Origin of the sequence: Kitasatospora sp. NPDC085879 (genome assembly GCF_040686255.1) — a bacterium.
Classification (GTDB): domain Bacteria; phylum Actinomycetota; class Actinomycetes; order Streptomycetales; family Streptomycetaceae; genus Kitasatospora.
Genome location: NZ_JBFBJZ010000019.1, coordinates 54,126 through 71,798, shown reverse-complemented (window position 1 = coordinate 71,798; position 17,673 = coordinate 54,126). Strand labels below are relative to the sequence as shown.

18 protein-coding genes and 2 tRNA genes are annotated in these 17,673 nt (G+C 73.0%); 14 read left to right on the top strand and 6 right to left on the bottom strand.

Annotated features, from left to right (window positions below):
• Positions 1 to 11: 11 nt before the first annotated feature.
• On the bottom strand, positions 12 to 611 hold the full coding sequence (locus AB0P35_RS16945) for a flavodoxin family protein (RefSeq protein ID WP_363511351.1): 600 nt from the start codon (positions 609 to 611) through the stop codon (positions 12 to 14).
• A 139-nt stretch (positions 612 to 750) separates the two neighbouring features.
• Between AB0P35_RS16945 and AB0P35_RS16940 the strand changes: the two genes are divergently transcribed.
• The 8 genes from AB0P35_RS16940 (at position 751) to AB0P35_RS16905 (ending at position 8,191) form a co-directional block, all read left to right on the top strand.
• Positions 751 to 1,200, top strand: a complete 450-nt coding sequence (locus AB0P35_RS16940; protein ID WP_095873444.1) for a helix-turn-helix domain-containing protein — start codon at positions 751 to 753, stop codon at positions 1,198 to 1,200.
• 106 nt (positions 1,201 to 1,306) lie between these two features.
• Positions 1,307 to 1,382: transfer RNA gene (locus AB0P35_RS16935), tRNA-Thr, on the top strand.
• A 185-nt stretch (positions 1,383 to 1,567) separates the two neighbouring features.
• Positions 1,568 to 2,242: a LuxR C-terminal-related transcriptional regulator gene (locus AB0P35_RS16930; protein ID WP_095873443.1), complete on the top strand. Its 675-nt coding sequence runs from the start codon at positions 1,568 to 1,570 to the stop codon at positions 2,240 to 2,242.
• An 84-nt stretch (positions 2,243 to 2,326) separates the two neighbouring features.
• Positions 2,327 to 3,430 carry a galactose-1-phosphate uridylyltransferase gene (galT, locus tag AB0P35_RS16925; protein WP_363511349.1) on the top strand — a complete coding sequence of 368 codons (1,104 nt, stop codon included), beginning with the start codon at positions 2,327 to 2,329 and terminating at the stop codon, positions 3,428 to 3,430.
• Complete coding sequence (gene galE, locus AB0P35_RS16920) at positions 3,427 to 4,386, top strand: UDP-glucose 4-epimerase GalE (RefSeq protein ID WP_095873441.1); 960 nt, start codon at positions 3,427 to 3,429, stop codon at positions 4,384 to 4,386. Before galT ends, galE begins: the two co-directional genes overlap by 4 nt.
• Positions 4,386 to 5,519 (top strand): galactokinase, encoded by a 1,134-nt coding sequence (gene galK / locus AB0P35_RS16915; RefSeq protein WP_363511347.1) that lies wholly within the window; start codon positions 4,386 to 4,388, stop codon positions 5,517 to 5,519. The genes galE and galK overlap by 1 nt, the downstream gene beginning before the upstream one ends.
• A 197-nt stretch (positions 5,520 to 5,716) precedes the next feature.
• Entirely contained in the window at positions 5,717 to 6,559 is an 843-nt protein-coding gene (locus tag AB0P35_RS16910; protein WP_363511345.1) for a response regulator transcription factor, read from the top strand.
• A gap of 90 nt (positions 6,560 to 6,649) precedes the next feature.
• The gene (locus AB0P35_RS16905; protein ID WP_363511343.1) at positions 6,650 to 8,191 is read left to right on the top strand and encodes a nucleoside-diphosphate sugar epimerase/dehydratase; all 1,542 of its coding nucleotides are present in this window, start codon (positions 6,650 to 6,652) and stop codon (positions 8,189 to 8,191) included.
• 9 nt (positions 8,192 to 8,200) lie between these two features.
• Here the strand turns inward: AB0P35_RS16905 and AB0P35_RS16900 are convergent, their stop codons facing one another.
• On the bottom strand, positions 8,201 to 8,695 hold the full coding sequence (locus tag AB0P35_RS16900; protein ID WP_363511341.1) for a MarR family transcriptional regulator: 495 nt from the start codon (positions 8,693 to 8,695) through the stop codon (positions 8,201 to 8,203).
• 110 nt (positions 8,696 to 8,805) lie between these two features.
• Here AB0P35_RS16900 and AB0P35_RS16895 point away from each other — a divergent pair, with 110 nt between their 5' ends.
• Positions 8,806 to 9,612: a methyltransferase domain-containing protein gene (locus AB0P35_RS16895; RefSeq protein WP_363511339.1), complete on the top strand. Its 807-nt coding sequence runs from the start codon at positions 8,806 to 8,808 to the stop codon at positions 9,610 to 9,612.
• A gap of 28 nt (positions 9,613 to 9,640) precedes the next feature.
• Here the strand turns inward: AB0P35_RS16895 and AB0P35_RS16890 are convergent, their stop codons facing one another.
• The 3 genes from AB0P35_RS16890 to AB0P35_RS16880 all read right to left on the bottom strand — a co-directional run bounded on the left by AB0P35_RS16890 (position 9,641) and on the right by AB0P35_RS16880 (position 12,234).
• On the bottom strand, positions 9,641 to 10,504 hold the full coding sequence (locus tag AB0P35_RS16890; RefSeq protein ID WP_095873435.1) for a DMT family transporter: 864 nt from the start codon (positions 10,502 to 10,504) through the stop codon (positions 9,641 to 9,643).
• A gap of 18 nt (positions 10,505 to 10,522) precedes the next feature.
• Positions 10,523 to 11,185: a TetR/AcrR family transcriptional regulator gene (locus AB0P35_RS16885; protein ID WP_257019282.1), complete on the bottom strand. Its 663-nt coding sequence runs from the start codon at positions 11,183 to 11,185 to the stop codon at positions 10,523 to 10,525.
• A 92-nt stretch (positions 11,186 to 11,277) separates the two neighbouring features.
• Positions 11,278 to 12,234 (bottom strand): fatty acid desaturase, encoded by a 957-nt coding sequence (locus AB0P35_RS16880; protein ID WP_363511439.1) that lies wholly within the window; start codon positions 12,232 to 12,234, stop codon positions 11,278 to 11,280.
• 202 nt (positions 12,235 to 12,436) lie between these two features.
• Between AB0P35_RS16880 and AB0P35_RS16875 the strand changes: the two genes are divergently transcribed.
• From AB0P35_RS16875 to AB0P35_RS16860, 4 genes are all read left to right on the top strand, one after another.
• Positions 12,437 to 12,507: transfer RNA gene (locus tag AB0P35_RS16875), tRNA-Gln, on the top strand.
• 72 nt (positions 12,508 to 12,579) lie between these two features.
• Positions 12,580 to 14,037 (top strand): bifunctional UDP-N-acetylglucosamine diphosphorylase/glucosamine-1-phosphate N-acetyltransferase GlmU, encoded by a 1,458-nt coding sequence (gene glmU / locus AB0P35_RS16870; protein WP_363511337.1) that lies wholly within the window; start codon positions 12,580 to 12,582, stop codon positions 14,035 to 14,037.
• A gap of 204 nt (positions 14,038 to 14,241) precedes the next feature.
• The gene (locus tag AB0P35_RS16865) at positions 14,242 to 15,219 is read left to right on the top strand and encodes a ribose-phosphate diphosphokinase (RefSeq protein ID WP_095873431.1); all 978 of its coding nucleotides are present in this window, start codon (positions 14,242 to 14,244) and stop codon (positions 15,217 to 15,219) included.
• A gap of 257 nt (positions 15,220 to 15,476) precedes the next feature.
• Positions 15,477 to 16,067 (top strand): 50S ribosomal protein L25/general stress protein Ctc, encoded by a 591-nt coding sequence (locus AB0P35_RS16860; RefSeq protein ID WP_363511335.1) that lies wholly within the window; start codon positions 15,477 to 15,479, stop codon positions 16,065 to 16,067.
• Between the two features lie 81 nt (positions 16,068 to 16,148).
• On the opposite strand, the gene AB0P35_RS16855 is transcribed toward AB0P35_RS16860, so the two are convergent.
• On the bottom strand, positions 16,149 to 16,886 hold the full coding sequence (locus tag AB0P35_RS16855) for a DNA alkylation repair protein (protein ID WP_363511333.1): 738 nt from the start codon (positions 16,884 to 16,886) through the stop codon (positions 16,149 to 16,151).
• 140 nt (positions 16,887 to 17,026) lie between these two features.
• Here AB0P35_RS16855 and pth point away from each other — a divergent pair, with 140 nt between their 5' ends.
• Positions 17,027 to 17,614 (top strand): aminoacyl-tRNA hydrolase, encoded by a 588-nt coding sequence (pth, locus tag AB0P35_RS16850; RefSeq protein WP_095875478.1) that lies wholly within the window; start codon positions 17,027 to 17,029, stop codon positions 17,612 to 17,614.
• Positions 17,615 to 17,673: the final 59 nt, after the last annotated feature.

The window sequence follows — 17,673 nt, the reverse complement described above, 5'->3', positions numbered from 1 at the left end:
GTGGCGGGGTGTCAGGCGGCCAGCGCGGCGCGGCCGGCCAGGGTGATCGCGGTCTGCCGGGCGACCCGGTCGCCGAGGTGTTCGGCGGTGGCGATGTCGGCCTTGTGGACGCCCTCCGGGCCCTGGTCGTTGTTGGTCTGGGCGCCGGCGCCCAGGAACAGGCCGAGGCGATTGAGGTCGTTCTCGGAGGCGGTGGTGGAGTTCCAGCCCGGGTGCAGGCCGAGGTTCACCCACTGCATGCCGTGCTGGGCGGCGAGCACCGTGAAGAACTGCAGGGTGTGCAGCTTGTCGCCGCTCTTGGAGGCGGAGTTGGTGAAGCCGGCGGCCAGCTTGTCCTTCCAGGTCTGGCCGAACCAGCGCTTGGAGGTGGCCTCGGCGAAGGTGTGGAAGGCGCCGGAGGCGGTGCCCATGTAGGTCGGCGAACCGAAGACGATCGCGTCGGCGGCGTCCAGCTGCGTCCACTGCTCCTCGGTGATGGTGTCCACGGCGATCTGCACGGTGTCGGCGCCGGCCGCGGCGGCACCGCGGGCGACGGCCTCGGCCAGGACGGCGGTGTGGCCGAAGCCGGAGTGGTAGGCGATGGCGACGGTGGGACGGTTGGCGGTCGTCATGCGGAATGACTCCTCGAAGAGGGCGGACGGGGGCCTGGCCGGGCGGCCGGGCCGGCCGGGCTTGGCGGTCTCCAATGTAGACCAGGTCTCCACTGGTTACCAACTCCCGATTGGAGACCGTCGGCGCTACCCTTGCGGCATGGCCACCCCGCAGCAGACCGCCGACCAGCAGACCGAGAGCCCCGCGTCCTGTCCCGAGGGCGATCAGGGGTTCGACATCTTCGCGGCCGTCTGCCCCAGCCGGGACGTCTTCGCGGAGCTCGCCGACAAGTGGTCGCTGCTGCTCGTGCTGAGCCTGCACACCTGCGGCGAGCAGCGGTTCTCTGAACTCCAGCGCTCGGTCGGCGGGGTCAGTCGCAAGATGCTCACCCAGTCCCTGCGCGCGCTCGAACGGGACGGGCTGGTGCTGCGGACCGTCCACCCGGAGACCCCGCCGCGGGTCGTCTACGAGCTGCTGCCGCTCGGCCGCACGCTGGCCGAGCGGATCGCCCCGCTCGGCGACTGGGTGGAGTCGTACGCCGGCCAGGTGGTCGCGGCGCGCGAGCGCTTCGACCAGGCGCACGACGGCGCCTGCGCGCCGCAGGTCTGAGCCTGCGGGGCCGATCGGGACGGCCGCGACCGATTTCCCTTTCCGGTCGCCGACCCTGTAATGTCTTCCTCGTTCGCGGGGAACACTGGGAACACGCCGAGAACAAGCCCCTATAGCTCAGTCGGTAGAGCGTCTCCATGGTAAGGAGAAGGTCTGCGGTTCGATTCCGCATGGGGGCTCCACAGAGTACGAAGGCCCTCGCCGCAAGGCGAGGGCCTTCGGCGTTTTCCGATGCGGTTCGAATTCGGGCGAGGTGCCCCGGGGCGGCCTGGCGGAGTCGCCGGGGATGCGCTGTGATGGTGCGTCAAGCGTCGCGCCGGGTGCCGAGGCGCCCGGCGGCCGGCACGGGGGACTGGGGGAGGGCGCCGTGGGCGTTCGGCTCGTGATCGTCGACGACCACCGCCTGCTGGCCGAGGCGCTGGCCGCCGCGCTCAGGCTGCGCGGACACCGCGTCCTCGGGGTGGGCGCCCCCGCCGCCGCGGTCGGCGGCCTGGTCGCCGGGCGTCGGCCCGAGGTCTGCCTGCTGGGCCTGGCCGAACCGGCCGGGGGCGAGGACCTCTTCGCCCCGCTCCGATGGCTGCGGGCCGAGCGGCCCGAGGTGGCCGTCGTCGTGCTCGGCCCGGTCGGCGACCCCGGCCGGGTGGCGGCCGCCTTCGCCGCCGGGGCGGCCGGCTATGTGCGCAGCGACGAGCGGATCGAGGTCGTCGAGCGGGCGGTCGCCCGGGTCCGGGCAGGGGAGGCGGCGGTCGCCGTCGAGGTGCTGCAGGGCGCGTTCGAGGCGCTGCTGCGGCCCGCCGCCGAGCCGGACGACGACGCCGTGCGGCTGCTGCGGCTGCTGACCCGGCGCGAGGCGCAGGTGCTGGCGCGGATCGCCGAGGGTGAGGACACCGCGGCCATCGCGGCCGGCATGGGCATCGCCTCCAGCACCGCCAGGACCCATGTGCAGCGGGTGCTGGTGAAGCTCGGCGCCCGGTCCCGGCTGGAGGCGGCGGCGGTGGCCGCCCGGACCGGACTGCTCGACCGGGTGGACCGGTCCGCCTGAGTCCCTCCCGCCCCGTCCATCTGTTGACTTGTGGTCGGACGTGTTTGAATATGTTGGAGAGCGAGGAGATCGGAGCAGTTCACCGTGAAGAAGACCGTCACCAAGCTCGCGGACGGCCGCGAGCTCCTGTACTTCGACGCGGACGACTCCGTCCTGCGGGACTCCGTCGACCTGCGTCCGCTGGAGCCCGCCGCGAGCCTCTCCGAGATCCGCCGGGACCCGGTCACCGGCGACTGGGTGACCGTCGCCGCCCACCGGCAGGGCCGCACCTACCACCCGCCGGCCGACGAGTGCCCGCTCTGCCCGTCCCGCGACGGACGGCTCAGCGAGATCCCGGCCCCCGACTACCAGGTCGCGGTCTTCGAGAACCGCTTCCCGTCACTGGCCGCCGACGCCGCCGACCACGCCACGGGCCCCGGGCACCCGGTCGCCGAGCGGGCCCCCGGCACCGGCCGCTGCGAGGTGGTCTGCTTCACCGCCGACCACGCGCTCTCCTTCGCCGACCTGAGCGAGCAGCAGGCCCGCCTCGTCCTCGACGCCTGGACGGACCGGACGGCGGACCTGTCCGCGCTGCCCGACGTCCGCCAGGTCTACTGCTTCGAGAACCGCGGCGCCGAGATCGGCGTCACCCTCGCCCACCCGCACGGGCAGATCTACGCCTTCCCGTTCGTCCCCCCGCGGACCGCCCGCGCCCTGGAACGGGCCGCCGAGCACCGGGCCCGCACCGGTCGCAACCTCTTCGAGGACCTGCTCGCCGCCGAACGCGCCGACCCCGTCCGGGTGGTGCTGGCCGGCGAGCACTGGACGGCCTTCGTCCCCTTCGCCGCCCGCTGGCCCTACGAGGTGCACCTGTACCCGAACCGCCGGGTGCCCGACCTCACCCGGCTCACCGAGGCCGAGCGCGCCGAGTTCCCCGGCGTCTACCTGGAACTTCTGCGCCGCTTCGACCGGCTGTTCATCGAGCCCGGGCACAATGGGCAGGCCCAGCCGACGCCGTACATCGCGGCCTGGCACCAGGCGCCCGCCCTCGACGGCGAGGAGCTGGCGCTGCATCTGGAGCTGTTCACGATTCGTCGTACGGTGGGCAAGCTCAAGTTCCTTGCCGGCGTCGAGTCCGGCATGGACGCGTTCGTCAACGATGTGTCGCCCGAGCGGGCGGCACAGCGCCTGCGGGAGGTCGCATCATGAGTAAGTACCTGGTCACGGGTGGCGCCGGCTACGTCGGCAGTGTGGTCGCCGCCCACCTGCTGGAGGCGGGCCACCAGGTCACCGTGCTCGACGACCTGTCCACCGGCTTCGCCGAGGGCGTCCCGGCCGGTGTCGAGTTCGTCCGCGGCCGGATCCAGGACGCCGCCGACGTGCTCGACGGCTCCTTCGACGGCGTCCTGCACTTCGCCGCCTCCTCGCAGGTCGGCGAGTCCGTCGCCGACCCGGAGAAGTACTGGCGCAACAACGTGGCCGGCTCGCTGGAGCTGATCTCCGCGATGCGCAAGGCCGGCGTCCGCAAGCTCGTCTTCTCCTCCACCGCCGCCGTGTACGGCGAGCCCGAGGTCGTCCCGATCGCGGAGACCGCGCGCACCTCGCCGACCAACACCTACGGCGCCACCAAGCTCGCCGTCGACCACCTGATCACCAGTGAGGCGGTCGCCCACGGCCTGGCCGCGGTGTCGCTCCGCTACTTCAACGTCGCCGGCGCGTACGGCTCCTACGGCGAGCGCCACGACCCCGAGTCGCACCTCATCCCGCTGGTCTTCCAGGCCGCCCTCGGCCAGCGCCCGCACATCTCCGTCTTCGGCGACGACTACCCGACCCCGGACGGCACCTGCATCCGCGACTACATCCACGTCGCCGACCTCGCCGAGGCCCACCTGCTCGCCCTCGACGCCGCCAAGCCCGGCGAGCACCTGATCTGCAACCTCGGCAACGGCAACGGCTTCTCCGTCCGCGAGGTCATCGAGTCGGTCAAGCGCGTGACCGGCCGCGAGATCCCCGTCGTCGTCTCCGAGCGCCGCCCCGGCGACCCGGCCGTCCTGGTCGCCTCCGCCGCCCGCGCCCACGAGGCGCTCGGCTGGCAGCCCCGCCGCCCCGAACTCGACGACATCGTCGCCGACGCCTGGGCCTTCACCCTGGAGAAGCGAGCCTGATGACCGGTTTCCAGTCCGTCCACGACGGCGCCGCCCCGGCAGGGGTCTGGGCGGCGCCCGGACGGGTCAACCTGATCGGCGAACACACCGACTACAACGACGGCTTCGTGCTGCCCGTGGCCCTGCCGCAGGCCGCCCGCGCCGCCGTCAGGCTCCGCACCGACGGCCTGCTCCGCCTGCACAGCGAGCAGACCGGCGGCGGCACCGTGGAGCTCCGGGTCGCCGACCTCGTCCCCGGCAGTGTGGACGGCTGGGCCAAGTACCCGGCCGCCGTGGTGTGGACGCTGCGCGCGGCCGGGTACCGGGTCGGCGGCGCCGACATCGACATCGACAGCGACGTGCCGACCGGGGCGGGCCTCTCCTCCTCGGCGGCCATCGAGTGCGTCGTCGCCGCGGCCTACAACGACCTGCACGGCATCGGCCTCGACCGCCCGGCGCTCGCCCGGCTCGCCCAGCGCGCCGAGAACGAGTTCGTCGGCGTCCCCTGCGGGATCATGGACCAGATGGCCTCGGTCTGCTGCACCGAGGGAAACGCTCTGTTCCTCGACACCCGCGACCTCGCCCAGCGACAGGTCCCGCTCGACCTCGCCGGGGCCGGCCTGCGGCTCCTGGTCGTCGACACCCGGGTCAAGCACGACCTCGCCGACGGCGCCTACGCCGAGCTGCGGGCCGGCTGCGAACGCGCCGCCGCACTCCTCGGCCTGCCCGCCCTGCGGGACCTCGCCCCGGCGGGCCTGGACGCCGCCCTCGACCGGCTGCCCACGGAACTGCGGCCGCTGGTCCGGCACGTGGTCACCGAGAACGCCCGCGTCCAGCAGGCGATCGCCCACCTCGACCTCGGCGACCTCGCCGCCCTCGGGCCGATCCTCACCGCCGGACACGCCTCGCTCCGCGACGACTACCGCGTCTCCTGCCCCGAGACCGACCTCGCCGTGGAGACCGCCGTCGCGGCCGGCGCGCTCGGCGCCCGGATGACCGGCGGCGGCTTCGGCGGCTCCGTCATCGCCCTGACCGCCGCCGACACCCTCGACACCGTCGCCGCCGCCGTCACCACCGCCTTCACCGACGCCGGCTACGCCGCCCCCCGCACCTTCACCGCGATCCCCGCCCCCGGCGCCCACCGCATCAGCTGACGGACAGCCACCGAGGGGAGCTCAGGGCGCGCCCTCGTGGTTGTCCCGCTGCCCCGACGTGCGGTCGTGGTTGCTGCGCGAAGGTCAAATCACCAGGGGATGAAGAAACTTCACCAATCCCCCACCCTTCTCCTGCCCCTCCCGTACGCTGAGTCCGGTACCGGTGGGGGTCGGCGCCGGAGCAGGGGGGACGAACGATGGGACGTATTCGCGTCCTGGTGGTCGACGACCACCGCATCTTCGCCGAGGCACTGGCCGCGGCGCTCGCCGCCGAGCCCGAGATCGAGGTCGGCGCGGCCGGCAGTTCGGCCGCGGCCGAACGCGCGCTGGAGCGCGCCGCCGCCGAGGGCCGCCCGTACGACATCGCCCTGGTGGACGCCGACCTGACCCCTGCGGCCGGCCGCCCGCTGCCGCCCCGGGCCCGCGGCCGCCCCCCGGTCGCCGTGGTGCCGATGCCGCGCCGCGAGGCGTCCCTCGGTCTGTCGGCCGGCGACGGGATCGCCCTGGTGGGCCGGATCTGCCGTGCTCATCCCGCGCTGCGCGCGGTGGTGCTCGCGACCGGCGACGACCCGCGCCGCGCGGTCCGCGCGCTGCAGGCGGGCGCCTCGGGCTGGGTCGCCAAGGAGAGCTCGCTGGGGCGGCTGCTGGCCGTCGTCCGCGGTGTGCTGCGTGACGAGACGCATCTGCCGCCGGCCCTGCTGACCGGCGTGGTACGGGAGTTGACCAGCGCGCGGCGGGACCGGACGGAGAGCGAGCGCCTCGTCGGCACACTGACCCCGCGGGAGGAGGAGGTGCTGCGCTGCATGGTCGCCGGTCTCGGCCGGCAGGCCGTCGCCGAGCGGCTGTACCTCTCCCCGCACACCGTCCGCACCCATATGCAGAACGTCCTCGGCAAGTTGGGGGTGCACTCCACCCTCGCGGCCGTCGCGGTGGCCCGCCGGGCGGGGATCACGCCCTCCGAGCCGCTGCTCCCGCCCGCCTCGGCTCCGCCACCGCATCCGCCGACCGTCGCCTCGAACGCAGGCCCGGGCGTCGGCTGAATCGTTTCCTCGCGCCCGCGCCGGGCGGGGGATCGGCCCGTCGCCACACCCAGGTACCGACTCCGTCAGGTCAGGGAGACCGGAGGACAGATGTCGCCGAACAGCACTGCCGCCCGTCCCGATGCACAGTCCGTTGCCGCCGCAGGGGTGGCCGCCGAGCCGCCGGGCCTGCGCACTCTGGTGATCGGCGGTGGCTCCGCCGGGTCGGCGCTGGTCCGCGACCTGCTCCGGACCCCGGAGTTCGGACTCGCCCCGGTCGGCGTCCTGGACGACGACCCGGGCAAGGCGGGCACCGCCGTGGACGGGGTGCCGGTGCTGGGCCCGCTGGCGGAGCTGACGCCGCTGGCGGTGACCCACCGCGCGCAGGTGGTGGTGCTGGCGATCCCGGGACTGCCGCACCAGCAGGTACGGGCGCTGGCGACGGCGGCGGCCGCGGCCGGGGTGGCCGTCCGCTACCTGCCGTCCTTCCTGTCGGCGCTGCGCCGCGAGGTGGTCGGCTCGGACCTGCGCAGCCTGGACGTCAACAAGCTGATCGGCCGTCACGAGGTCCACGTGGTCTCGGCGGACGTGCGGGCGGTGATCGAGGGCCGCCGGGTGCTGGTGACGGGCGCGGGCGGTTCGATCGGCAGCGAGCTCTGCCGCCAGGTGCACGCCTTCGGCCCGTCCGCGCTGTACATGCTGGACCACGACGAGTCGAACCTGCACCGGCTGCAGTTGGACATCTGGGGCGAGGCGCTGCTCACCGACGACTCGCTGGTGATCGCCGACATCCGGGACCGGCCGCGGATCCAGCAGATCTTCCGCGACCTGCGGCCCGAGGTGGTCTTCCACGCGGCGGCGCACAAGCACCTGCCGCTGCTGGAACGGCATCCGAGCGAGGCGGTGAAGTCGAACGTCCTGGGCACGGACCACCTGGTGGAGGCGGCGCTGGCCACCGGCGTGGAGCGGTTCGTGCTGATCTCCACCGACAAGGCGGCCGATCCGACCTCGGTGCTGGGGGCGAGCAAGCGGCTGGCCGAGCTGATCGTCCAGGCGAACGCCCGCGACGCCCGGAACCTGGGCACCGGGGTGTTCTCGGCGGTGCGCTTCGGCAACGTGCTGGGCTCGCGGGGCTCGCTGCTCTCGGTGCTGGCGGAGCAGCTGCGCAGCGGCGGCCCGGTGACCATCACCCACCCGGACGTGACCCGGTTCTTCATGACCATCGAGGAGGCCGTCGGCCTGGTGCTGGAGGCCGGGCGGATGGCGGAGGGCGGCGAGGTCTTCGTCCTGGACATGGGCGAGCCGGTGCGGATCGTCGACCTGGTGCACAACTTCGCCCGGCAGGTGCAGCTCGGCGCCGAGGAGGTGGAGATCCGCTACACCGGCCTGCGGGCGGGCGAGAAGCTCAACGAGGCACTGTTCTCGGAGGGCGAGGAGCGGCTGCCGACCGAGCACGGCCGGATCTTCGCCACGGTGGCGGGCGGCGGCGGCCCGGAGGACCTGGCGGGCGGGCTGACCGGGCTGTACGAGGCGGCCCGGGGAAACGTGGACGCCGAGGTGCGGGAGCGGCTGGCGGAGCTGCTGCCGGGCTACCGGACGCCCGAGGCCGTGCCGGTGCCTGCGCTGGCCTCCCCGTACCCGGACGGCTTCTGAGCGGGCGGCTCAGCCGGCCTGGTCGAAGGGGGCGACGAGGCAGCGCAGCAGGGCGGCGAGTTCAGCCTGCTGCCCGGAGCTGAGCTGGGCGAGGAGTTCGCGCTCGTGGGCGAGCAGGCCGGCGAGCGCCTGGTCGGCCTTGTCGCGGCCGTCGTCGGTGAGCCGGACGAGGACGCCGCGCCGGTCGTCCGGGTCGGGCAGGCGACGGACGAGGCCCTTGCCGGTGAGCCGGTCGATCCGGTTGGTCATGGTGCCGGAGGTGACCAGGGTCTGGGTGAGCAGCTGGCCGGGGGAGAGCTGGTAGGGCGTGCCGGCCCGGCGCAGCGCCGTCAGCACGTCGAACTCCCAGGGCTCCAGACCGTGCTCGGCGAAGGCGGTGCGGCGGGCGCGGTCGAGGTGCCGGGCGAGTCGACTGACCCGGCTGAGCACCTCGAGCGGTTCCACGTCGAGGTCGGGGCGCTCACGGCGCCATGCTGCGACCAGACGGTCGACCTCGTCCTCCATGACGATCAGTGTATCGGGGGATGTGTCGATGTGAAGTCTCTTGACATCGAGAGTTTTCACGCGCAGTCTCTCGACTGGATATCTTGATGTCGAGATACTTTGGAGCCGTCATGTCCGCCACCGGTTGGGACCCCGCGCAGTACCTCCGCTTCGCCGACGAACGCACCCGCCCGCTGCACGAACTCGTCGCCCGGATGCCCGCCCTGCCCGCCGCCCCGGTCGTCCTCGACATCGGCTGCGGCCCCGGCAACTCCACCGCCGTCCTGCGCGAGCGCTGGCCCGACGCCCACCTCACCGGCATCGACGACTCCCCCGAGATGCTCGCCACCGCCCGTGCCACCGGCGAGCCCCGCGCCGCCTACCGGCTCGCCGACGCCCGCAGCTGGGACCCGGCCGACGCCGGCCCCGACGCCATCGTCTCCAACGCCACCCTGCAGTGGCTCAACCCCGACGGCGCCACCGGGCCGGACCACCTGCCCCTGGTCGCCCGCTGGGCGGCCGCCCTCAAGCCCGGCGGCGTCCTCGCCTTCCAGGTGCCCGGCAACTTCGACGCCCCCAGCCACACCCTGCTCGCCGATCTCCGCGGCAGCGCCCGCTGGCGGGACGCCCTCGGCACCGGGGCCCAGCGGGCCGGCGTCCACGACCCCGCCGACTACCTGCACACCCTGCTCGGCGCCGACTGCACCGCCGACGTCTGGGAGACCACCTACCTCACCCTGCTCACCGGCCCCGACCCGGTGCTCCAGTGGGTCAAGGGCACGGCGCTGCGGCCCGTCCTCTCCCGGCTCGCCGACCCGGCCGACCGGGAGGAGTTCCTGGCCGCCTACGGCGCGCTGCTGCGCGAGGCCTACCCGGAGCGGGAGCACGGCACGGTCTTCCCGTTCCGCCGGATCTTCGCCGTCGCCCGGCGCCACTGAGCCGCCGGGCGCGCTCGACGGCCCGCGGTCACTTGTGGAAGTGGTGGTGGCCCGGCATCGCCGGATGGCGTCCGAGCAGCACCACGCCGCCCACCACCGCCAGCAGTCCGATCACCTGGAAGGCCACCGCGACCGGTGTCACCCGCAGCCGGTCACCGAGGAAGCCCACCGCGCAGGCGATCCCGGTCAGCGGCTGGGCCGCGGTCAGCGCCGGCAGCGACATCCGCAGCGGCGCCGCCTCGAAGGCCGACTGCACCAGCAGCAGCCCCACCACGCCGATCACCACGACCGCGTACGGCTGCCAGCTGCGCACGACCGCGCCGATGCCGTGCTCGTCCAGCCGCTCGGTGGTCATCCGGGTCAGGGCGTCCTGCAGGCCGTAGAGCAGCCCCGCGGCGAGCGCCAGCATGGTCGCCTCCTCGAACAGCGGCATGTGCTTGGCGACGGTCACCAGCAGCACGGCCAGCCCGGTGACGATCCCGACCACCAGCCAGAAGCGCAGCGGGCCGGCCTCCGCGCCGCCGCCCTGCGGGTGGCCCGCCACGATGAAGGAGGCCACCCCGAGGGCGATCAGCGCCACCCCGGCCCAGCCGGAGCGGCCGAGCCTCGTCCCGGTGAGCCGGCGCGCCATCAGCATGGCGAAGACCAGGTTGGTGGCGAGCAGCGGTTCGACCAGCGCCACCTCGCCCTGGCTCAGCGCGACCGCGCTCAGCACCAGGCCGGCGATCATGAAGCCCAGGCCGATCAGCCAGTCCGGCATCCGCGCCAGGTCGAGCAGCAGCCGCCAGTGCAGCAGGTCGCTCTTGGGCGCCCGCTGGGCGGCGTGCTGCTGCAGCACGAAGCCCAGGCCGAGGCAGCAGGCCGCCCCCACTGCCAGAATGAAGACCGCCACGCGACCACCTCGGTGCCGTCACGCCTGCCGTTCGCCCACCAGCTTCGGATGCCGCTCCAGGCCCTCCAGGCCGTGCCACGCCAGATTCACCAGATGGGCTGCCACTTCGGACTTCTGCGGCTTGCGCACCTCCAGCCACCACTGGCCGGTGAGCGCGACCATCCCGACCAGCATCTGCGAGTACATGGGTGCCAGCCTGGGGTCGAAGCCCCGGGACTTGAACTCCAGCCCCAGGATGTCCTCGACCTGGGTGGCGATGTCGCTGATCAGCGAGGCGAAGCTGCCGGTCGACTGCGCGACCGGGGAGTCCCGCACGAGGATCTTGAAACCGTCGGTCGAGGTGTCGATGTAGTCCATCAACGCGAACGCCGCCTGCTCCAGCAGCTCCCGGGAGTGCCCGCCGGTCAGCGCCCCGGTCACCATGTCCAGCAGCAGCTGCATCTCGCGGTCGACGACGACCGCGTACAGCCCCTCCTTGCCGCCGAAGTGCTCGTAGACCACCGGCTTGGACACGCCCGCCCGCTCGGCGATCTCCTCCACCGAGGTGCCGTCGTAGCCGCGCTCCGCGAACACCGACCGGCCGATCTCCAGCAGCTGCTCGCGGCGCTGCTTGCCGGTCATCCGGACCCGGCCGCCCGACCGGCCGCCGCGCGCCGCGGGGGTGGAGCGGGTGCGGCCCACCGCGCCGCCGTCCCCGCTCGGTGCGTGCTGATGGCCGTCCGCGGTGTCTGCGTTGCTCCCGTTCACCCCTACATCATGCTGCAGCGGGCGGGTCATACGGCGCGGCGGGCGTTGATCCGCTCGGCCCCCGGCCAGCGGACGTCGCTCGCCCAGCCCGCCTGCTCGAACCAGCGGATCAGCCGGGCCGACGAGTCCACCTGGCCGCGCAGCACGCCGTGCCGGGCGCTGGTCGGGTCGGCGTGGTGCAGGTTGTGCCAGGACTCGCCGCAGGACAGCACCGCCAGCCACCACACGTTGCCGGACCGGTCGCGGGACTTGAACGGCCGCTCGCCGACCGCGTGGCAGATCGAGTTGATCGACCACGTCACGTGGTGCAGCAGCGCGATCCGCACCAGCGAGCCCCAGAAGAAGGCGGAGAGCGCCCCCTGCCAGGACATCGAGACCAGGCCGCCGACCAGAGGCGGGATCAGCATCGACAGCGCCGTCCAGAGCCAGAACAGCCGGGAGATCCGCCGTATGGCCGGATCGGCCACCAGGTCCGGCGCGTACTTGTGCTGCGGGGTCTGCTCCTCGTCGAAGAGCCAGCCCAGGTGCGCCCAGTACAGGCCCTTCATCAGCGCCGGCACGCTCTCGCCGTACCGCCAGGGCGAGTGCGGGTCGCCGTCCTTGTCGCTGAACCGGTGGTGCTTGCGGTGGTCGGCCACCCAGCGCACCAGCGGCCCCTCCACGGCCAGGCTGCCGGCCACCGCCAGCGCCAGCCGGAGCGGCCGGTTCGCCTTGAAGGCGCCGTGCGTGAAGTAGCGGTGGAAGCCGATCGTGATGCCGTGGCAGGTCAGGAAGTACATGACGGTCGCGATCGCCATGTCCGTCCAGCCGAGGCCCCAGCCCCAGGCCACCGGCACCGCGGCCAGCAGGGCCAGGAACGGGATGCCGATGAACAGGCCGAGGGTGATCCGCTCGGCCACTCCCTGTTTCTCCCCGCCGAGGGTCGCGGACACCTGGGCGGGGGGCTTCTCCGCCGCCATGGTGGGGGCTGCACCGGCCTGCATGGTCATGGGGGCGTCCTCAGGGAGGTAGCGGTACCTACGTATCCGTAACTTACGGCATCGTAGGTAACCGGGCATCCGAAGGGAAGACGTGTCGCACCGGCGGGACTCCGGAGGGTGGTGGATGCGGAGCGGCACAGCCCGTACTCTTAGCCCTGCATTGCCCGCCGACGTCCGGCGGCGCGTCACCCGTGCACGGCATCCGTCCCGGATCGTCTAAGGGCAGGACAGCTGGTTTTGGTCCAGCTTATGGGGGTTCGAATCCTCCTCCGGGAGCTCCGCACACAGCCCCGAGCCGTCCGGCAGGCGCGCCCGACCCTCCCTCAGAACAACCGAGGAGCTCTCCGCGTGACTGCCAAGAAGACCGCTGCCGTGATCGTGCTCGCCGCCGGTGGGGGCACGCGGATGAAGTCCAACCGGCTCCCGAAGGTGCTGCACGAGATCTGCGGACGGTCCCTGGTCGGCCACGCCGTCGCCGCCGCGCAGGAGCTCGAACCGGCGCACCTCGTCGTGGTCGTCGGCCACCTGCGCGAGCTGGTCACCGCCCACCTGGAGACGCACTACGCCGGCGTGCGCACCGCCGTCCAGGAGCAGCAGAACGGCACCGGCCACGCCGTCCGCACCGCTCTCGACGCGCTCACCGCCGACGGCACCGCCCTCGACGGCACCGTGCTCGTCACCACCGGCGACGCCCCGCTGCTCACCGGCGCCACCCTGCGCGCCCTCGCCGAGGCCCACACCGAGCAGGGCAACGGCGTCACCGTGCTGACCGCCGTCGTCCCGGACGCGAACGGCTACGGCCGGATCCTCCGCGACGACCAGGGCGCGGTCGCCGCGATCGTCGAGCACAAGGACGCCACCGAGGCGCAGCGCGCCGTCTCCGAGATCAACTCCGGGGTGTTCGCCTTCGACGCCAAGCTGCTCGCCGAGGCGCTCGGCCGGCTCACCACCGACAACGTCCAGGGCGAGGAGTACCTCACCGACACCCTGGAGATCCTGCGCACCGGCGGCCACCGGGTCGGCGCCGTCGTCGCCGACGACTTCCGCGACATCCTCGGGATCAACGACCGGGTGCAGCTCGCCGAGGCCCGCCGGATGCTCAACGACCGGCTGCTGGACCGCGCCATGCGCGCCGGCGTCACCGTGGTCGACCCCCTCTCCACCTGGTTCGACGTCCAGGTGAGCTACGAGCCGGACGCGGTCGTCCTGCCCGGCACCCAGCTGCAGGGCACCACCCACCTCGGCGAGGGCTGCACCGTCGGCCCGAACTCCACCGTCACCGACAGCGTGATCGGCGCCGGCGCCACTGTGAGCAACGCCACGGTGATCGAGGCCGAGGTCGGCGAGTCCGCCTCGGTCGGCCCGTACGCCTACCTGCGCCCGGGCGCGAAGCTCGCCCGCAAGGCCAAGGCCGGCACCTACGTCGAGATCAAGAACTCCGAGCTCGGCGAGGGCGCCAAGGTGCCGCACCTCTCCTACATCGGCGACGCCAGCATCGGCGAGGGCAGCAACGTCGGCGCGGCCTCCGTCACCGTCAACTACGACGGCGTCAACAAGCACCGCACCGTGATCGGGGCGCACTGCCGCACCGGCTCGGACAACATGTTCATCGCCCCGGTGACCGTCGGTGACGGCGCCTACACGGCGGCCGGCTCGGTGATCTACCAGGACGTGCCGGCCGGCTCGCTCGGCGTCGCCCGGGCGCAGCAGCGCAACATCGCCGGCTGGGTCGCCCGCAAGCGCCCCGGCACCGCCGCGGCAGAGGCCGCCGCGAAGGCCGAGGCCGCAGGGACGGGCGAGGCCTGAGTCGCTGCGGGGGATCTTGGGATGTGATCCCGGGGCGGACGGTTTCCGGCGCACCGCGTAACCTGGAGTACATACGTGCGCCATTGGGCTGACCGTCCTCGTCTCGGCGTACCCCTAATCCCCCGCCGACCGACGTCCCGAGCACCGCTGCCCGGGCACGCCGTGGCGGGTCCATGTGCGGCAGCAATACGAGGAGACGGTGCAGTGAGCGGGATCACGACGTCGGGTGAGAAGAAGCTCAAGCTCTTCTCCGGCCGTGCCCACCCCGAGCTGGCGGGGGAGGTGGCCCGGGAGCTCGGTACCGAACTCGTTCCCACCAAGGCCCTCGACTTTGCGAACGGCGAGATCTACGTCCGCTTCCTGGATTCGGCACGTGGCGCGGACTGCTTCGTGATCCAGAGCCACACGGCTCCGATCAACCAGTGGATCATGGAACAGCTCATCATGATCGACGCGCTGAAGCGGGCGTCCGCGCGGAGCATCACGGCGATCCTGCCGTTCTACGGCTACGCCCGCCAGGACAAGAAGCACCTCGGCCGCGAGCCCATCTCGGCCCGCCTGGTCGCCGACCTGCTCCGCCAGGCCGGCGCCGACCGCCTGATGGCCGTCGACCTGCACACCGCGCAGATCCAGGGCTTCTTCGACGGCCCGGTGGACCACCTGTTCGCGCTGCCGATGCTGGCCGACTACGTGGGCGGGCGCGTCGACCGCGACAAGCTCACCATCGTCTCGCCGGACGCCGGCCGGGTGAAGGTCGCCGACCAGTGGTGCGACCGCCTGGGCGCCCCGCTGGCGATCATCCACAAGCGGCGCGACATGTCGCAGGCCAACACCATCCTCTCCGCCGAGGTGGTCGGGGACGTCAAGGACCGGGTCTGCGTCCTGGTCGACGACATGATCGACACCGCGGGCACCATCTGCGCCGCCGCCGACGCGCTCTACGCGAACGGCGCGGCCGACGTCATCGTCGCCGCCACCCACGGCGTGCTCTCCGGCCCGGCCGCGGACCGCCTGAAGAACTCGCGGGTCAGCGAGTTCGTCTTCACCAACACCCTGCCCACCCCGCAGCAGCTGCAGCTGGACAAGGTGACCACCCTCTCGATCGCCCCCTCGATCGCCGCCGCGATCCGGGAGGTCTTCGAGGACGGCTCGGTGACCAGCCTCTTCGAGGGCGTGCACTGACCGTCCGCACGGACACCCGGCCCCCGCACGCGCCGCGTGCGGGGGCCGATTTCACGGTTGACGCGGCCACCGGTTAGACTCGTGGGACTGCTCGGCGAGGGATGCCGTGTGCCCGTACGGGCACCGCAACCGTGATCGACGCGCTGCTTCCAGTAGTCGTCTGCCGCCGAGCGACCCCCAAGGTACTTGAGGGTGTGGCCCGGCGGTTTTTGTCGTTCCTGCACCCGCGCCAGTCTTTCTTCCCGAGGAGTGCAGTCGTGTCCGAGATCCGCCTTGCCGCCGAGTCCCGCACCGAGTTCGGCAAGGGCGCGGCCCGTCGCGCCCGCCGCGCCGGCTTCGTCCCCGGTGTCGTCTACGGCCACGGCCACGCGCCGGTCCACCTGAACCTGCCCGGCCACGACCTGATGATGGCCCTCAAGACCCCGAACGCCCTGCTGGTCGTGCCGATCGACGGCAAGGACGAGTACGTGCTGCCGAAGGCCGTCCAGCGCGAGGCCATCAAGCGCAGCATCGAGCACGTCGACCTGCTCCTCGTGAAGCGCGGCGAGAAGGTCACCGTCGAGATCCCGGTCCACACCGAGGGCGAGCTGGCCCCCGGCGGCAACCTGATCGAGAACGTGCTGAACGCCCTGCCGATCGAGGCCGAGGCCACCCACCTGCCCGAGTCGGTCACCGTCTCCGTCGAGGGCCTGGAGGCCGGCGCCTCCATCACCGCCGGCGACATCGTCCTGCCGAAGGGCACCACCCTCGCCGTCGAGGCCGACACCGTCGTGCTGCAGGTCATCGGCGCCCAGGCCCCCGAGGCCACCGAGGAGGAGGCCGCCGAGGCCGAGGCCGGCGAGGCCTGATCCCGCCGGATCCCCGCTTCCGCCGCCCCGGCCGCTCCCGTCACCAGGAGCGGCCGGGGCGGCGGCGTTCCCGGGCGCCGCTCACACCTGCCCGGGCAGCAGCCGCAGCCGGACGTCCTGCGGCACCGGCCTCAGCGCCTCCCGCAGCGTCAGCCCGGAGACCCGCGGCAGCCGCCCGGCCAGCCAGTCGCAGACCTCCTCCGGGTGGTGCTTCGCGCCCTCCCGCAGCGACCAGCCCAGCGCCTTGCGCACGAAGAACCGCGGATCCGTCAGCAGTGGATCCGCCAGCCGCCCGAAGTCCCCGAAGAAGACCGGGAAGTGCTCCGGCGAACGCAGCGCCGGCAGATGCCCCAGCACCCCGCCCCGCCGCACCCACAGCTCCTCCCGGCGGCTCCAGCGCAGCAGCACCGCCGCCGTCTCCGGGTACCGCAGCAGCAGCGGCCCGGCCGCCTTCGGCGCGATCAGATCCACGTGCGCCCAGGTGCCGCACTGCTCCAGCATCCGCTCCAGCAGCGCCGTGTCGGCCGGTACCAGCAGCTGCGCCCGCGCCTCCAGCAGCAGCGCCGCGCAGCTGCGCGACTCGTGGACGGGCGGCGCCCACAGCTCCTCCACCAGCGCCAGCACCGCCGGCCGGTCCAGTTCCGGGTGCCGGCGGAGCAGGCCGCGCACCGCCGCCCGCATCGCCGGCTGCGGCACCCCGAGGTGACGCAGCGAACTCTTCAGGTACGCCTTCTCCTGCTCGGCGCGGCCGGGCACCACGGCGCCCTCCAGCTCCGCGGTGAGCTCGGCGGCCAGGCCGGCGGCGGTCGGTGCGGTCACGGGCGGTCCCTCGGCTCTCGGCGGCGTTCGGCGTCAGGGCCGACGGTACGCCGCCACGGGCCCGCGAGGCCCCACCCCGGCCGGGGGCGCCGGCGCCGCGGATAATGGATCCGCAGGAACTGGGCGAGCAGAGATCGGTGATGAGCGCGGTGGCGGACGAGTACACGGGCCCCTGGCTGGTGGTGGGCCTGGGCAACCCCGGCGAGGGCTACGCCCGCAACCGGCACAACATCGGCTTCATGGTGGTCGATCTGCTGGCGCAGCGGATGGGCGCGAAGTTCAAGGCGCACAAGAGCCGGGCGCAGGTCGCCGAGGGCCGGCTGGCCGGGCAGCGGGTGGTGCTCGCCAAGCCCATGACGTTCATGAACCTCTCCGGCGGGCCGACGACCGCGCTGCGCGACTTCTACAAGGCGCCGGTCTCCGCGCTCGTGGCGGTGCACGACGAACTCGACGTCGACTACGCGGCGCTGCGCCTGAAGTGCGGCGGCGGCGACAACGGCCACAACGGGCTGAAGTCCATCACCAAGTCGCTCGGCCCGGAGTACCACCGGGTGCGCTGCGGCATCGGCCGCCCGCCCGGCCGGATGGAGGTCGCGGACTTCGTGCTGAAGGACTTCTCCGCCGCGGAGCGCAAGGAACTCGACTGGTTCGTGGACCGAGCGGCGGACGCCGTGGAGGCTCTCGTCTCCGAGGGCCTGGAGCGGGCACAGAGTTCCTACAACTCCTGACGGTACACAACGGTCCTGCAACGCTTGGGCGCTGAGACCTGAATCCCGGTCAGATCGAA

Excerpts from the sequence above, each read along its gene's own strand:
- AB0P35_RS16945 (WP_363511351.1), bottom strand. The coding sequence starts at position 611 with ATGACGACCGCCAACCGTCCCACCGTCGCCATCGCCTACCACTCCGGC.
- AB0P35_RS16940 (WP_095873444.1), top strand. The coding sequence starts at position 751 with ATGGCCACCCCGCAGCAGACCGCCGACCAGCAGACCGAGAGCCCCGCG.
- AB0P35_RS16910 (WP_363511345.1), top strand. The coding sequence starts at position 5,717 with ATGGGACGTATTCGCGTCCTGGTGGTCGACGACCACCGCATCTTCGCC.
- AB0P35_RS16905 (WP_363511343.1), top strand. The coding sequence starts at position 6,650 with ATGTCGCCGAACAGCACTGCCGCCCGTCCCGATGCACAGTCCGTTGCC.
- AB0P35_RS16900 (WP_363511341.1), bottom strand. The coding sequence starts at position 8,695 with ATGGAGGACGAGGTCGACCGTCTGGTCGCAGCATGGCGCCGTGAGCGC.
- AB0P35_RS16895 (WP_363511339.1), top strand. The coding sequence starts at position 8,806 with ATGTCCGCCACCGGTTGGGACCCCGCGCAGTACCTCCGCTTCGCCGAC.
- AB0P35_RS16880 (WP_363511439.1), bottom strand. The coding sequence starts at position 12,234 with ATGCAGGCCGGTGCAGCCCCCACCATGGCGGCGGAGAAGCCCCCCGCC.
- galK (WP_363511347.1), top strand. The coding sequence starts at position 4,386 with ATGACCGGTTTCCAGTCCGTCCACGACGGCGCCGCCCCGGCAGGGGTC.
- galE (WP_095873441.1), top strand. The coding sequence starts at position 3,427 with ATGAGTAAGTACCTGGTCACGGGTGGCGCCGGCTACGTCGGCAGTGTG.
- pth (WP_095875478.1), top strand. The coding sequence starts at position 17,027 with ATGAGCGCGGTGGCGGACGAGTACACGGGCCCCTGGCTGGTGGTGGGC.